Annotated in this window: 12 protein-coding genes; 8 read left to right on the top strand and 4 right to left on the bottom strand. The window is 53.5% G+C overall.

All coding sequences use genetic code 11. The annotated features are described in order from the left end of the window. Positions 1–12: 12 nt before the first annotated feature. From IV433_RS19570 to malE, 4 genes are all read right to left on the bottom strand, one after another. Positions 13–2,604 (bottom strand): type I restriction-modification system subunit M, encoded by a 2,592-nt coding sequence (locus IV433_RS19570; protein ID WP_195815613.1) that lies wholly within the window; start codon positions 2,602–2,604, stop codon positions 13–15. Positions 2,605–2,967: 363 nt separating this feature from the next. Beyond that, positions 2,968–3,858, bottom strand: coding sequence for a maltose ABC transporter permease MalG (malG, locus tag IV433_RS19565; protein WP_195815614.1), 891 nt, complete (start codon positions 3,856–3,858; stop codon positions 2,968–2,970). Positions 3,859–3,871: 13 nt separating this feature from the next. Further along, positions 3,872–5,431 (bottom strand): maltose ABC transporter permease MalF, encoded by a 1,560-nt coding sequence (malF, locus tag IV433_RS19560; protein WP_195815615.1) that lies wholly within the window; start codon positions 5,429–5,431, stop codon positions 3,872–3,874. A 67-nt stretch (positions 5,432–5,498) separates the two neighbouring features. Beyond that, positions 5,499–6,698: a maltose/maltodextrin ABC transporter substrate-binding protein MalE gene (malE, locus tag IV433_RS19555; RefSeq protein ID WP_195815616.1), complete on the bottom strand. Its 1,200-nt coding sequence runs from the start codon at positions 6,696–6,698 to the stop codon at positions 5,499–5,501. Between the two features lie 376 nt (positions 6,699–7,074). Here malE and malK point away from each other — a divergent pair, with 376 nt between their 5' ends. The 8 genes from malK to gdhA all read left to right on the top strand — a co-directional run bounded on the left by malK (position 7,075) and on the right by gdhA (position 15,141). Beyond that, complete coding sequence (gene malK, locus IV433_RS19550) at positions 7,075–8,184, top strand: maltose/maltodextrin ABC transporter ATP-binding protein MalK (RefSeq protein ID WP_195815617.1); 1,110 nt, start codon at positions 7,075–7,077, stop codon at positions 8,182–8,184. 26 nt (positions 8,185–8,210) lie between these two features. Next, complete coding sequence (locus IV433_RS19545) at positions 8,211–9,509, top strand: maltoporin (protein WP_195815618.1); 1,299 nt, start codon at positions 8,211–8,213, stop codon at positions 9,507–9,509. Between the two features lie 240 nt (positions 9,510–9,749). Then, a complete protein-coding gene (gene malM, locus IV433_RS19540) occupies positions 9,750–10,649 on the top strand; it encodes a maltose operon protein MalM (RefSeq protein WP_195815619.1) in 900 nt (299 codons plus the stop codon). A 244-nt stretch (positions 10,650–10,893) separates the two neighbouring features. After that, complete coding sequence (locus IV433_RS19535) at positions 10,894–11,733, top strand: AraC family transcriptional regulator (RefSeq protein WP_195815620.1); 840 nt, start codon at positions 10,894–10,896, stop codon at positions 11,731–11,733. Positions 11,734–11,782: 49 nt separating this feature from the next. After that, complete coding sequence (locus IV433_RS19530; protein ID WP_195815621.1) at positions 11,783–12,220, top strand: DUF2000 domain-containing protein; 438 nt, start codon at positions 11,783–11,785, stop codon at positions 12,218–12,220. Positions 12,221–12,287: 67 nt separating this feature from the next. Then, positions 12,288–12,986 carry an acid phosphatase gene (locus IV433_RS19525; protein WP_152327267.1) on the top strand — a complete coding sequence of 233 codons (699 nt, stop codon included), beginning with the start codon at positions 12,288–12,290 and terminating at the stop codon, positions 12,984–12,986. A 175-nt stretch (positions 12,987–13,161) separates the two neighbouring features. Further along, positions 13,162–13,647 (top strand): methylated-DNA--[protein]-cysteine S-methyltransferase, encoded by a 486-nt coding sequence (locus IV433_RS19520; protein WP_195815622.1) that lies wholly within the window; start codon positions 13,162–13,164, stop codon positions 13,645–13,647. Positions 13,648–13,797: 150 nt separating this feature from the next. Then, complete coding sequence (gdhA, locus tag IV433_RS19515) at positions 13,798–15,141, top strand: NADP-specific glutamate dehydrogenase (protein ID WP_195815623.1); 1,344 nt, start codon at positions 13,798–13,800, stop codon at positions 15,139–15,141. Positions 15,142–15,159 lie beyond the last annotated feature (18 nt).

The raw sequence follows: 15,159 nt of genomic DNA, 5'->3' as shown, positions 1-15,159 counted from the left end.
GTACTCATCTTATTATTCGCCCTTCAATAAGTTGGTGAGTTCTGCCAAGCCCTGTAAATCAAATTCATTACCTGTGAGCTCGCCCATCATCTCCGCCAGTTCTTGCTCGGTGGTTTTGATCTCATTGGCCACTTGCGAATAGGTGACGGCGTATTTATCAGCAAGGGCTTGTACCTGGCTGGTAAGTTGGCTAATCACGGCGTTTGGCATGGTGGCGAGTTCGGTGCTTAATGGCGCAATCCATTTAAAGTTCAGCAGGTTGTTCACTTGCTCATCGTTTAATGCTTCGATGGTTGTTTTGGTTTTTAAGTGCAGGGCAGTGGCGGCATCTTTGACCGTTTTTTTCAGGGCCTTTTCTTCATCGATTAATTTGCTCGCACGAATGATTTTGGCTTCATAGCTTTCTTCAGCAAATTTAACTTTGCTGTCTTTTTGTTCTTTCAGGAAGACTTTGGCCGCCTTACCAACTTCGGCATTGGCAAAGCCGTCTTGGCTTTCTTTGACCGTATCTTGCTCTTTTTCTTCTTCGGCCAGGGATTCTAGAATTTCTTCCAGCGTGAAGGCGATTTCTGCCAGGCGGGTTTCTTTAGCTGCCAGGGCTTGTAAGTCATCATTTAAGTAAGTTTGTTGCACTAAATCGAAGGGCAATATGTGGCCTTTCCAGCCGTCTTGTACTTCGGTGTCTTTGCCGTCTTTCTTCTTGATGACGATATTAGGATCAACTTGTCTGGTGGCGGCAAAGCCTTCGGTTTGCATCATTTCTAAATCGGCATTGATGATTTGCCATTGATTGTTTAGAAATTGATAGGCTTGATATTTGTCGATTAAGGTAATGGGGGCTAAGCGAGTAAATAGCTCGGCACTCAATGCCGACTCTTGTTGGTTACGCTTTACGCTTTGCCAGTTTTGTATTAATTGGGAGTTTAGGTGGTCATCAAAGCCATTAAAGGCCTGGTTGTAGGCATTGATAAACGTTAACACTTGCGGGTGCCCACTGATGCTTGCGTTAACGTCTTGTTTGGCAATAGCCAGCTCACTGTAAGCGGCGGATTTTGGCGTAAACAGAGTGTCGTGCAATGGCGGGAAAGCTTGCCAAAAATTGTCTAACTCGGCAATTTCGCTGTTGGGGATACCGCCCAGCATGGTGGCGTGTAAATCCCAGCTTTGTGCCGCTGCAGATGAATCCACATAGCGCGGTATATTGAGATTGTAGCCGTTGTCGACCAGGGTTTGTTTGCTCACCAGCCGCGAGAACTTGTCGATACTTTCGCGGTTAATCACCGCATCGGTAATACGCTTGATATCACTGGCTTGCAGTTTGTTGTTTTTGCCTTCTTTCATAAAGTGCTTGGAGGCATCGACCACTAATACATCGGTGTTTTGACGTTTTTGCTTGAGGACCAAAATCACGGTGGGAATGCCGGTGCCAAAAAAGATATTGGCCGGTAAACCGATAACAGTATCAATGTGATTCTGCTCAATGAGTTGCTTCCGAATTTGCCCCTCTTCTCCGCCACGGAACAAGACACCATGGGGCAGTACGATAGCCATAATGCCATCGGGTTTTAGGTGGTAGAGATCATGCAGTAAAAAAGCAAAATCGGCTTTGGTTTTAGGTGCCAGGCCAAAACGTGAATAGCGTGGATCGCTGCCCTTAAAGCTGGGGTCCCAGTTTTGTGAGTAAGGTGGGTTGGACACCACGGCATCGACATGTAAGGCGTAGTATGAACCCTGAGGATCGCTGTCATCAAAATACGGCCAATCTTCTTCCAGAGTGTCGCCATTACGGGTTTTAATGTTGCTGGCTTTGATACCGCGCATGATGAGGTTCATACGGGTCAGGTTGTAGGTGTTGGCTTTTAACTCTTGTGCGTAATAAGTGATGCTGTCTTTGCTTTTAGCGTATTTTTCGAACGCTTCACCGATATTGATCAGCAACGAACCAGAGCCGGAGGTAGGGTCGTAAATTTTGATGGTATCTTTGTGTTTTAACTCGTGGGCGATGATGTTCGACATGAGTACCGAGACTTCATGAGGCGTGTAAAACTCACCGGCTTTTTTACCCGCATTGGCTGCAAATTTCTCAAGCAGGTATTCGTAAATGTAGCCCAGTACGTCATACCCTTGATTCCCATTCATGGGAATGCTTTTGATCAGGTGTAGCAAGTCGCTGATGGCTTTGGTGCGTTTGCCCGCACTTTCCCCCAGCTTGCTCAAACCTGTTTCTAATGTGGTAAAAATGCCTTCAAACAGTTTTTTGTAGGTTGGCGAAATCAAACGGCTAAAGGCCGAGAGCGCATCTCGCACGTTAGATTCATCAAATTCGGATGTTGGATCAACCCATGTAGAAAACAGATTGTTGTAAGAAATAAAGTAACCCAGATTGTCTTGCACGTATTTAACGTTGTCGGCGTCATCTTCATTGAGGGCTTTGATGTCTTCGGAGGTCATACCTTGTCTGATGACAAACTGCACCAGTTGGTCGCTTAGGTACTTGTAGAAGATAAAGCCGAGTATGTAATCTTTGTATTCGTTGGCTTCAATTTTAGAACGCATCTGGTTGGCGGATTCCCAGATTTTTGCCGCAAGCTGCTGTTTATTCACAATGAGTCCCGTTAAAAGCAATTTTTTTGGAAAGGGCTATTTTAGGGTTTTGATTGTACGTTTGATAAGAGCTTCTTGCCAGCTTGGCGGAATCAGCCAGACGGCGCGAAATGCCATGCGCGATATCGCCGCCCGCCTCAGCACCCTGTAAGCCATGAATTTTCAGACAAAAAAAAGCGGCCTATTAAGCCGCTGAAGACACAGGGAAATCAAACCCTCCTTCATACTTCGAATTGCAGATGCGTTGGCTGCACTCGCTTACCCGAATCACTGACTTATTGTCAGCTCATCGGGATTCACTCACTTGCCGCCTTTCTGCACCTCGAATTATTTTGGAGGAAAGCGCATTAGATTTTAAAACAGTTAACCTTTCACACCGCCTGCCGTCAGGCCGCCGACCAGCCAGCGTTGTGCTATCAGGAACACCGCTGTAATCGGGATTGCCGACAGAATTGCGGCAGCCGCGAAGTCGCCCCACAGGTAGTTTTGCGGGTTGAGATATTGCTGCATTCCCACCGCCAGGGTGTAGCTGTTCACGTCACGCAGTAACAGCGATGCCACCGGCACTTCGGTAATTGCGGCGATGAACGACAAAATAAAGACCACCGCCAGAATCGGGACGGACAGCGGCAAAAGTACCAGCCGGAAGGCTTGCCACGGGCTGGCACCGTCGAGCGCGGCGGCTTCTTCCAGCGAGCCGTCGATGGTTTCGAAATACCCTTTGATGGTCCAGACGTGCAATGCGATGCCGCCCATGTACGCAAAAATGACGCCGCCGTGGGTGTTCAGCCCGAGGAACGGCACGTAAATGCCGAGGCGGTCGAAGAGGGCGTATAACGCCACCAGCGACAGCACCGCCGGGAACATCTGGAAGATCAGCATCCCTTTAAGCAGCGAACTTTTGCCACGGAATTTCATGCGGGCAAAGGCGTAGGCGCACGTCGTTGAAAGCGCCACGATCCCGACGGCGGTGATCCCGGCGATCTTGATCGAGTTCCACAACCACAGCATCACCGGGAACGGCGGCGGCGTAATGCTGCCGTCGCTGTTGGTGACTGCAATCCCCAGCGCCAGTTTCCAGTGATCCCACGAGACCTGATCGGGGATCAGGCTGCCGGTTGCAAAGTTACCCGGGCGCAGCGAGATGGCGAATACCATCAGCAGCGGGAACAGGATCAGCGCCAGAAAGCACAGCAGCAAAAGGTGCGTCACCAGTAATCTGACTTTTTGCGACTTAGGTTTAACCATTGGCATTTTGTGTTTCTCCTCAGTCGAATTTCATGCGTGAAGCTTTCAGGTTCACGATAGCCAGCGCGCCAACCAACAGGAAGATCAGCGTGGCAATCGCCGCCGCCAGCCCGAAGTCCTGCCCGCCGCCGCCTTCGAAGGCGATGCGGTAGGTATAGCTGACCAGCAAATCGGTGTGTCCGGCCGGTGTGGTGGTGCCGAGCATGTCCGGGCCGCCGTTGGTCAGCAGCTGGATCAGCACGAAGTTATTAAAGTTAAACGCGAAGCTGGCGATCATCAGCGGCGTCAGCGGCTTGATTAACAGCGGCAGCGTGATGCGGAAGAAGTTCTGCATCGGCGTCGCGCCGTCCATTGCGGAAGCTTCGTAGAGATCGTCAGGAATGGCTTTCAGCAGGCCCATGCACAGGATCATCATGTACGGATAACCCAGCCAGGTGTTGACGATAATGATCATGCTTTTGGCGGTCATCGGATCGCTGAACCACGCCGGTTTGATGCCAAACAGGGCGCTCAGCATCAGGTTGATTTCCCCGAAGCTCTGGTTGAATAACCCTTTGAAAATCAGTATCGAGATAAACGCCGGCACCGCATACGGCAGGATCAGCAAGATGCGGTACGCCGCTTTGCCTTTCAGCTCTTCCCACTGCACGACGCAGGCCAGCACCATGCCGACGGCCACGGTCAGCACCACGGTCAGCAGCGCAAAAACAATCGTCCAGACGAAAATAGACAGGAAGGGTTTTTGAATGCCTTCGTCGTGCAGAACGCGCAGGAAGTTATCCCAGCCGATCCCCACGGTAAATCCGGGGCTGAGTTTTTCAGCCTGCCATTCGCCCTGAGCGTTCACGGCCTGATAGAAACCGGTGTCCATGTTCGGGCGGTAAATCGTGCCGGTCTGTACGTTGGTCAGCTGTTTATGATCTTCGCCCAGCTTGTACAGCGGCTGCGTGCCGGAGAACTGGCGCAGGGAACTCATGCGCAGGATCTCGCCGTCAGGCAATTTTGCAGATAACTGGCCGAGCGCCAGACGATTTTGCGTCACCACGCGCAGCCCGGCTTTATCAGCAGACGGCGGGGTTTGCGGGAGCATTTCCAGCGTTTTGGGTGCGGAAGCGTCGAACGCAAAAGGCGGTGAAACCAGCGTCTCGCTGTCATCGGCCGACGTCAGCGCCAGCTGCCATTTGTCACCGGCCGGCTCTTTACCAGCAGGGAATAGTGCAAAGTTGAGCGCTTTTCCGCCCTGGAACTCACGTCCCATGAGAACTGACTGCGCACGTTCGAACGTCAGCTGGTTGGTGCTGCTGTAGTTGGTGAAGGCAATAGCGATGGTACAAATCAGCGGAAACAGGACAAACAGCCCCATTCCGGCAAGACCGGGGTAAACGTAGCGCCATGAATACGCGTGACGGTTACCGTAAATGTATAAGCCGAGGCTGGACAAAATCAGCGTCAGAACGGCAAAAAGGTATTCACCCTGCGCATACATCAGCACGATCAGATAACCGGTAAAGCAGGCGAGCAGGCTGATCACCAGCCATTTTAACGCAGTGCTGAACGGCCGTTTTTTTCGAGCATTCATAGGGAAATCCTTTTATTCACGGCGCGGAACCCGTGAGTTCCGCGCCGGTGTTTGCCTTGAAAAGTGCTTACTTGGTAATGCGGGTTTCGACGTCTTTCAGCGCCTGTGGAACGGTCTGACGGCCATTCACTGCGTTGATGATCGCGCTACGTTCTGCGTACCAGAAGGCGCTCATCTGCGGAATGTTTGGCATGATTTCGCCGTTTTTGGAGTTCGCCATGGTGGCCGCAATGCGCGGGTCTTTTTCCAGCTGTTCCTGATAGGTTTTCAGCGCCACGGCGCCCAGTGGTTTGTCTTTGTTGACCAGAGCCAGACCGTCGTTGTTGATCAGATAGTTTTCCAGGAACTCTTTCGCCAGTTCTTTGTTCGGGCTGGCGGCGTTGATCCCGGCAGTCAGCACGCCGACGAACGGTTTAGACGGTTTGCCATGGAAAGTGGGCAGCAGCGTCACGCCGTAATTGATTTTGCTCTTGTCGAGGTTTGACCACGCCCACGGGCCGTCGATGGTCATCGCGGTCTGGCCTTTGTTGAAGGCGGCTTCGGCAATGGAATAGTCGGTGTCGGCGTTGATGTGTTTGTTTTTCACCAGATCGATGATGAATTGCAGACCGGCCTGAGAACCTGCGTTATTTACGCCGGTGTCTTTGATGTTGTATTTGCCGTTTTCATACTTGAACGCGTAACCGCCGTCAGCGGCAATGATAGGCCAGGTGAAGTACGGTTCCTGCAAGTTCCACATGATGGCGCTCTTGCCTTTAGCGCGCAGTTCTTTGTCCAGCGCCGGGATTTCTTCCCAGGTTTTTGGCGCTTCTTTGATGATGTCTTTGTTGTAAATCAGTGACAGCGCTTCGACCGCAACCGGGTAGCCGATCAGCTTGCCGTTAAAGGTCACGGCGTCCCAGGTGAACGGGAACAGCTTGTCTTTGAAGGTCTGGTCCGGGCTGATTTCAGCCAGCAGGCCCGATTGTGCGTAGCCGCCAAAACGGTCGTGCGCCCAGAAGATGATGTCAGGGCCGCCGCCGGTCGCCGCGACCTGCGGGTATTTCTCTTCCAGTTTGTCCGGATGTTCGACCGTGACTTTAATACCGGTGTCTTTTTCAAACTTCTTACCGACTTCCGCCAGGCCGTTATAGCCTTTGTCACCGTTGATCCAGATGACCAGCTTTCCTTCTTCTATTTTGGCAAAAGCGGAAGATGACAGCACCAGAGTAGCCAGCGCCGAAAGTGCCAGTGTATGTTTCACGATCTTCTTAATGCTGAGGGTCATAATCCAGTCCTTTTATTCCTGTTAGGAGTCGGTTTTCTTCCCGTCTTAGACGGAAAAGGCAGGGTACGACGCCAGTGTGGATTTAACCCGTCAGGGCTTCATCATCCCCCCCTCTACGCCCCCGTCCCTCAGAATGTGATCCCGCCGACACTCTCAGGCGTTATGTGGCTTATCACTCAAAAAAATGGTTCGTTTTTTGCCATTCAGATCACGAATTTGATTTTTGACGTGAACTTTCATCCGGTTGCATGAATTCGTCATCCTCCCTGCTCCTCCCCCATGAAAAACTTTGTTACGGATGATTACGCTTAACCGCTAATCCTTCACTCTTCGTTGTATTGAGTTTTCCCGCTGGCAGCAAGTACAGGAGTTCAGGATGGCGAGCGTTTCCCTTAACAGCGTGTACAAAGCCTTTGGCGAAACCGTGATTTCCAGCGACATCAATCTGGAAATCGAAGAGGGCGAATTTGTAGTGTTTGTCGGGCCATCCGGCTGCGGTAAATCGACGCTGCTGCGCATGATTGCCGGCCTGGAAGACATCACCTCCGGCGAACTGAAAATTGGCGATAAACGTATGAACGAAGTGCCGCCTGCGGAACGTGGGATCGGCATGGTGTTCCAGTCGTATGCGCTGTATCCGCATCTGTCCGTCGCGGAGAACATGTCTTTTGGCCTGAAACTGGCGGGCGCGAAAAAAGCTGAAATCAACCAGCGGGTGAATCTGGTCTCCGAAGTGTTGCAGCTGGCGCATCTGCTCGACCGTCGCCCGAAAGCGCTTTCCGGCGGACAACGTCAGCGCGTGGCGATTGGCCGTACGCTGGTCGCCGAACCGACCGTTTTCCTGCTCGATGAACCGCTTTCCAACTTAGATGCCGCGCTGCGTGTGCAGATGCGTATCGAGATTTCCCGTCTTCATAAGCGTCTGAAACGCACCATGATTTACGTGACGCACGATCAGGTCGAAGCGATGACGCTGGCCGACAAAATCGTGGTGCTCGACGCCGGGCATATCGCGCAGGTCGGTAAGCCGCTTGAGCTTTATCACTATCCCGCTAACCGCTTTGTCGCCGGATTTATCGGCTCTCCGAAAATGAATTTCCTGCCGGTGAAAGTCACCGGTGCCGAACCTGCGCGCGTGCAGGTCGAATTGCCCAACCGCCAGCAAGTCTGGCTGCCGGTGGAAGGCACCGACGTTAAAGTCGGCAGCAACCTTTCACTGGGGATCCGCCCTGAACATCTTCTGCCAAGCGACGTCGCCGAAGTGACGCTTTCCGGCGAAGTGCAGGTGGTTGAGCAACTGGGTAACGAAACACAGATCCACATCCAAATTCCGGCAATTCGTCAGAACCTGGTGTACCGCCAGAACGACGTGGTGCTGGTAGAAGAAGGTGCAACATTCGCCATCGGTTTGCCGCCACACCGCTGCCATCTGTTCCGCGAGGACGGAACTGCATGTCGCCGGTTACACCCCGAACCTGGTGTTTGAAAGCACGCGATCCCCTACAGGAGAAAATGATGATTACAATGCGTAGTTCTTCCCTGGCGCTGGCAGTGGCTGCTGGCATCCTTTCTACACAAGCAATGGCGGTTGATTTTACAGGTTATGCCCGTTCGGGTATTGGCTGGACCGGCAGCGGTGGCGAGCAACAGTGTTTCAAAGCGACAGGCGCAGACAGCAAATACCGTCTCGGTAACGAATGTGAGACGTACGCAGAGTTAAAACTGGGTCAGGAAGTGTGGAAAGAAGGGGATAAAAGCTTCTACTTCGACACCAACGTGGCGTATTCCGTATCCCAACAGAACGACTGGGAGTCAACCGATCCGGCTTTCCGCGAAGCAAACGTGAAGGGTAAGAACCTGATCGAATGGCTGCCGGGCTCCACCATCTGGGCCGGTAAGCGTTTCTACCAACGTCATGACGTTCACATGATCGACTTCTACTACTGGGATATTTCCGGCCCGGGTGCAGGTCTGGAAGATATCGATGTGGGCTTCGGTAAATTGTCTCTGGCCGCGACCCGTAACACCGAAAGCGGTGGCTCTTACGGTTACATCGCCGACCAGCGTAATGAAGTACCGACTTCCAACGACGTGTTCGACGTTCGTCTGGCCGGTCTGCAAACTAACCCTGGCGGCGTGCTGGAACTGGGTGTGGATTACGGTCGTGCCAATGCGCGTGACGGTTATTCTTTCGCTGATAATGCGACCAAAGACGGTTTCCTGTTAACGGCTGAACACACGCAAAGCATTTACAACGGCTACAACAAATTCGTACTGCAATATGCGTCTGACTCCATGACCGATCCGGGCCAGGGTGCAGCAAACGGCCACTCCAACGGTGCAGCCATCGACAACAACGGCAGCATGATTCGCGTACTTGACCACGGTGCCATCGACTTCAACGATACCTGGAGCCTGATGTATGTGGCGATGTATCAGGACGTTGACCGCGACAACAACAACGGTACGACCTGGTACACCGTGGGGGTGCGCCCGATGTACAAATGGACGCCAATCATGAGTACCTTGTTGGAAGTCGGCTACGACAACGTGAAATCCCAGCGTACCGGCGACCGCAACGGTCAGTACAAAGTCACCCTGGCGCAACAGTGGCAGGCAGGCGACAGCATCTGGTCACGTCCGGCCATCCGTGTCTTCGCCACCTACGCGAACTGGGATGAAAAATGGGGTTATGACACCGACAGCGGCGCAAACAATGGCTTAGCGATGAATGACACCAGCACAAGAACCTTCAGCCGCGGCAACGACGATGAAGTAACGTTCGGTGCACAGATGGAAATCTGGTGGTAAACCTCGTCATCCTTCATGCCACTGGTGCGTTGGCTGCGCATCCTCGCCCCGGTCACGTAGTTGGCTACGCTCCCGGGGGCTTGGAGGCTTGCCGCCTTCCTGTGACACGAATGATTTAGAGGTTCGGCTCCTCATTGCATAAACGAAAGCTTTAAAAAAATCGCAGTAAAGAAGATGTGCTGGCTGGCGGATTATCGGTGATGACCGCCAGCCTTCATGGTGATTTCAAAGGAAACAATAATGAAAAAAAATCTGCTGTCACTGTGTCTGTCGCTGAGCCTGATGGCTGCTGCCCCTGCGGTCGGGCACGCTGCGCAAAATGATGCCAATACGGCACCGGCGATTTCCAGCCAGACCTTACGCAACCTTTCATGGACGCCGCTGGTTCCGCCAGTGACGCAGGATGTGACGCTCGGAACCTCCAGCGTTCAGATTAATCAGGGTGAAATTCAGGGCGCTGTGGGCGCGTTTGCGCTGCCTGCCGATCGCGGTTCGCTTGAAATCACGCTGACCAGCATTGCCACCGGCAAAACACTTTATGTGCCGAACGTCTTAGTGCTCGATGAGCAGATGCGTCCGGCGGCGTTTTATCCTTCCAGCTATTTCCCGTACCAGAAGCCGGGCATTGTCTCCAGCGATCGTCTGGAAGGCACACTAAAACTGACACCTGCACTGGGTCAGAAACAAATTTACCTGCTGGTTTACACCACACGTCAGGATCTGGCAGGCACCACGCAGATGACCAACCCGGCGAAAGCCTTTGCGGCAGGCGTGGGTAACGCTGTGCCGGATATCCCGGATCCGATTGCGCGTCATACGCCGACCGGTACGCTGAGCCTGAAAGTCAGCGCCGAGCAGAAAACCGGTAACGTGATGATTGGTCAGATCTTCCCGTCTTCCGCACCGGCGGCGGCAACGCCGGTGGTTGTCGGCAATACCCAGCCTGCCGCTGCGCCCGCTGCCACGCCTGCGAAACCAGCCGAACCGATGCTCAGCGATTCTGAAAGCTACTTCAACGACGCGATTAAGAAAGCCGTGAAAGCCGGTGACGTTGATAAGGCCCTGAAACTGCTGGATGAAGCCGAACGTCTGGGCTCGAAAACTGCCCGTAAAACCTTTATCGAAAGCGTTAAACGGTAAGTTTTCTTAGCTCCCCCCTGCAAGTGCAGGAGATAAAGCAGACAGTTTTTAACTCCTCCCCCTGCGAAGGGGGAGGTTGGGAGGGGGTTTAGCAGAAGAAATTTTTGCTTAAGCGCATTTCAACTTTAGTTTTTGACCTTTATACCCCACCCCAACCCTCCCCTTCGCAGGGGAGGGAGCCGATCGAGTTTTCTTCATATCTCCTATTTGTTACTCTGCTGTTAATACGTTCAGTGAGGTATTTATGACGTCTGCAAACTGGGTTGATTTGTCGAAAGATAAAGACAGCGGGATCGAAACGATCCACGCCCATTTCGAAGGCCATGCTTACGATCCGCACTGGCACGACAGCTATTTAGTCGGCGTCACGCAGCAGGGTTTGCAGCAGTTCAGCTGCCGTCGTCAGAAACATCAGAGCCTGCCGGGCAAAGTGTTTATGCTCGAACCGGGCGAAATTCATGACGGTGACGCCGTGCAGCCCGGCGGTTTCACCTACCACATGTTGTATCTTGACCCGCAATGGCTCAGCGGTGAACTGACGGCGCGACGCGATTCCCTTTCTTCTGCCGGTGATCCGAGTTTCGAAAAAACCTTAGCGCATGACCCGCGTCTGGCGCAGGCCACATCGCTGGCGTTTCAGGCGCTGCATGGCAAAGAGCTGCGCATTGTCCGCCAGACGGCGCTCGACGGTTTGCTGAGCGCGCTGGGCGGGCATCTCACCTGGCAGCCGCCGCAGCCGCAACAATTCTCGCCGTGGTCACGTATCGCGCACCGGGCGCGGGAATATTTGCATGCGCATCTGCACGAAGACATGGGCCTGGAACAGCTGGCCGCCGCCACCGGCGAAAGCCGTTTTGTGGTCAGCCGCGCGTTTAAAGCGGAATTCGGATTGCCGCCGCATGCGTATTTTATTCAGCTAAAACTCACCTGTGCCCGCGATGGACTGGCGTCAGGCCGGACTCCGGCAGCGGTTGCCGCAGATTTAGGTTTTGCCGATCAGAGCCATCTCGGGCGCTGGTTCCGCCGCGCTTATCAGCTCACGCCCGCGAATTACCGGCGCTTGTGCACAAATCTTCCAGATTGAAAAAAACCGGCAGGCTAAGCTCGGGGTTCAACCAGACCGGAGCCTAATAATGAATACGCCTGCAACACTTCTTTCTTCTTCGCCTGAACGCTGCGTGATCGTCATCAATCAGCAACTGACCGCCGGACACGCCGCCAATGCCGCCGCCGTTATGGCGCTGACGCTCGGCCAGCGCCATCCGTCTCTGGTCGGTGCGCCGCTGATTGATGCCGATCACCGCGAGCATCCGGGGCTGATCCCAATTGGTATCAGCGTGCTGGTTGCCGACAGCGAACAGCTCACACAGCTTCATCAGCATGTGCTGAATGATGATGAAATGGACGGCATTATTTTTCCGGTAGAAGGGCAGCAAACCACGGATTACGCGGCCTTTCGTGAAGCGGTCGCCATCGTGCCAACCGGTAACTTAGCCCTGCTGGGCATTGCGCTGGCGGGGAAAAAGAAAGTCGTCAGAAAGCTGACCGGAAAACTCGGCCTGCTGGGCTGAATTTGTCATTTAACCGTCATATTCCTTCTCTATTCTCCTGATATTCAAAAATATCAGGAGTTTCACCGTGCGTAAGTCACTTGTCGCTTTACTGCTTTTCACTCTGGGTTCGACGTTTGTTGTTCAGGCCGCTGACGAAGCGAAGCCGTTCATCACTTCTGAACAGCTTGATCTGACCAAATATTTGCCTGCGCCACCAGCTGATGATTCCGCTCAGACCAAAGCCGAGCTGAAAGAATTACTGGAAATTCAGGCGACCCGTACGCCGGAACAGGAAAAAGCGGCGATTGCCGATGCCGAAGAAAACGTCTGGCGTTATGCCGATGTGATGGGCCCGGATTTTACAGCTGAAAAATTGCCGAAAACTGCCGCGCTGTTTGACCGCGTGGTCGCGACGGAAGACGTGGTGGACGATCACGCCAAGAAAGCATTTAACCGCCCGCGCCCGTACATGCTGGATGAGCAGATTCATCCGCTGCTGAAAAAATCCAAATCCGGTTCATGGCCTTCCGGGCACTCCACCATCGGTTACCTGATGGCGACCGTGCTGGGCGAAATGGTGCCGGAAAAACGTAATGCGCTGTTCACCCGCGCCGCCGGTTATGCTGAAAATCGCCTGGTGGCCGGTTTCCATTACCGTTCTGATACCGTGATGAGCCGTACCGGTGCCGCGCTGATTGCGCAGAGAATTTCTGAAGAGCCTGAATTCAAGGCTGAATTTGACGCCGCAAAAGCCGAGCTGCGCGCACAGATGGGCCTGAAATAACCGCTTTTCTCCCCTGCAATATATCTACCCCTGAAGCGTTACATTCAACAATGTAACGCTTTCATTTTTCGAAGATTCTCTGGAAGACATCCCGCAAATCCCTGTTTTGCCTCTTGGTCTGTTTCGCGCCTTTCCGGTAAAGTGGTCAGCGCATAACAGGCTGAGGAAAGCACAAATGGAATACAGATTTAAGCGGGTAGAATCACCGGTCGGATTACTCACACTGGCGGCAAAAGGCGACAAGCTGACGGCTATTTTGTGGGAATGCGAAATCGATGGCCGGGTGAAACTGGGCGAAATGATGGAAGACCCGACGTTTCCCATTTTGCTAAAAACCGAACAACAGCTGAATGAATATTTTGCGGGCAAGCGCACGCGCTTTGAGCTGGATCTTGATTTCACCGGCACCGAGTTTCAGAAAGAAGTCTGGGCGGCGCTGCTGGAAATTCCGTTTGGTGAAACGCGTAGCTACGGCGATATCGCCCGACGAATTGGTCGCCCGAAAGCCGTCCGCGCCGTGGGGGCCGCCAATGGCCGCAACCCGATTTCCATTGTCGCGCCGTGCCATCGCGTGATTGGTGCGTCCGGAAAACTCACCGGTTTTGCTGGCGGGCTGGACAATAAAGCGCTGCTGCTCAAACTGGAAGGCCGTAAATCCTGAGGGGATTTTTGCTGTTTTTCACTGAGCATAAAGGGCGAGAAATTGCTTGATGTCCGTTCGTAAGTCGATGCATAGTCAAAAAATAAGCAGTAAATAATTAAGCAGCAAATAACAAAGACAACATTACTTACGAAACGGAGTTTTACCCTCATGGATCAAATTCAATCCCTCGAACAGTTCTTATCCTCAGTCCAGCAACGCGACCCGCATCAGGTCGAATTTTCTCAGGCCGTTCGTGAAGTCATGACCACGCTCTGGCCGTTCCTCGAACAAAACCCGCAATACCGCCGTTCCTCTTTATTAGAACGCCTGGTGGAGCCGGAGCGCGTGATTCAGTTCCGCATTGCGTGGGTGGATGACAAAAATCAGGTACAGGTAAACCGCGGCTGGCGCGTGCAGTTCAGCTCGGCCATCGGCCCGTATAAAGGCGGCATGCGTTTCCACCCGTCGGTCAATTTATCAATTCTGAAATTCCTCGGTTTTGAACAGACGTTTAAAAACGCGCTGACCACGCTGCCAATGGGCGGCGGGAAGGGCGGGAGTGATTTCAATCCGAAAGGCAAAAGCGAAGGCGAAATCATGCGCTTCTGTCAGGCGCTGATGCTGGAACTTTACCGTCATCTGGGCCCGGACACGGACGTACCGGCGGGCGATATCGGCGTCGGCGGGCGTGAAGTCGGTTATATGGCGGGGATGATGAAAAAACTCTCCAATAACACCGCGAGCGTGTTTACCGGTAAAGGCCTGTCGTTTGGCGGCAGCCTGATCCGCCCGGAAGCCACCGGTTATGGCCTGATTTACTTCACGCAATCCATGCTGCGCCGTCACGGGCTGGATTTCGAAGGCATGCGCGTGGCGGTGTCCGGCTCGGGTAACGTGGCGCAATACGCCATCGAAAAAGCCATGTCGCTGGGCGCGCGTGTGATTACGGCGTCGGATTCAAACGGCACCGTGGTTGATGAAGCCGGTTTCACGCCGGAAAAACTGGCATTGCTGACAGAAATCAAAGCCAGCCGCGACGGCCGCGTATCTGATTACGCGCAAAAACTGGGGCTGACGTATCTCGAAGGCCAGCAGCCGTGGAACGTGCCTGCAGACATCGCGCTGCCGTGCGCTACCCAAAATGAGCTGGGCGTGGAAGCGGCACGGGTGCTGATCGCCAACGGCGTAAAAGCCGTGGCAGAAGGTGCAAATATGCCGACGACCATTGAAGCCACCGACCTGTTCGTTGAAGCGGGCGTGCTGTTCGCGCCGGGCAAAGCGGCCAATGCCGGTGGTGTAGCGACGTCCGGGCTGGAGATGGCGCAGAACGCTGCGCGTCTGAGCTGGAAAGCCGAAGAAGTGGATGCCCGTTTACGCCACATCATGCTCGATATTCATCATTCATGCGTGGAGTACGGCGGTGAAGGCAAACAAACGCAGTATGTGCGCGGTGCCAATATCGCCGGTTTCGTGAAAGTCGCGGATGCCATGCAGGCGCAGGGCGTGCTGTAACCTGAATGTCCGTTGCAG

It is taken from the genome of Rahnella laticis, from assembly GCF_015644585.1.
Taxonomy (GTDB): domain Bacteria; phylum Pseudomonadota; class Gammaproteobacteria; order Enterobacterales; family Enterobacteriaceae; genus Rahnella; species Rahnella laticis.
The sequence above is the reverse complement of the archived record's forward strand: the minus strand, read 5'-3'. Positions and strand labels throughout refer to the sequence as shown.

Coding starts and splice junctions, on each gene's coding strand:
- malG (WP_195815614.1), bottom strand. CDS start 3,858: ATGCCAATGGTTAAACCTAAGTCGCAAAAAGTCAGATTACTGGTGACG.
- malF (WP_195815615.1), bottom strand. CDS start 5,431: ATGAATGCTCGAAAAAAACGGCCGTTCAGCACTGCGTTAAAATGGCTG.
- malE (WP_195815616.1), bottom strand. CDS start 6,698: ATGACCCTCAGCATTAAGAAGATCGTGAAACATACACTGGCACTTTCG.
- malK (WP_195815617.1), top strand. CDS start 7,075: ATGGCGAGCGTTTCCCTTAACAGCGTGTACAAAGCCTTTGGCGAAACC.
- IV433_RS19545 (WP_195815618.1), top strand. CDS start 8,211: ATGATGATTACAATGCGTAGTTCTTCCCTGGCGCTGGCAGTGGCTGCT.
- malM (WP_195815619.1), top strand. CDS start 9,750: ATGAAAAAAAATCTGCTGTCACTGTGTCTGTCGCTGAGCCTGATGGCT.
- IV433_RS19535 (WP_195815620.1), top strand. CDS start 10,894: ATGACGTCTGCAAACTGGGTTGATTTGTCGAAAGATAAAGACAGCGGG.
- IV433_RS19530 (WP_195815621.1), top strand. CDS start 11,783: ATGAATACGCCTGCAACACTTCTTTCTTCTTCGCCTGAACGCTGCGTG.
- IV433_RS19520 (WP_195815622.1), top strand. CDS start 13,162: ATGGAATACAGATTTAAGCGGGTAGAATCACCGGTCGGATTACTCACA.
- gdhA (WP_195815623.1), top strand. CDS start 13,798: ATGGATCAAATTCAATCCCTCGAACAGTTCTTATCCTCAGTCCAGCAA.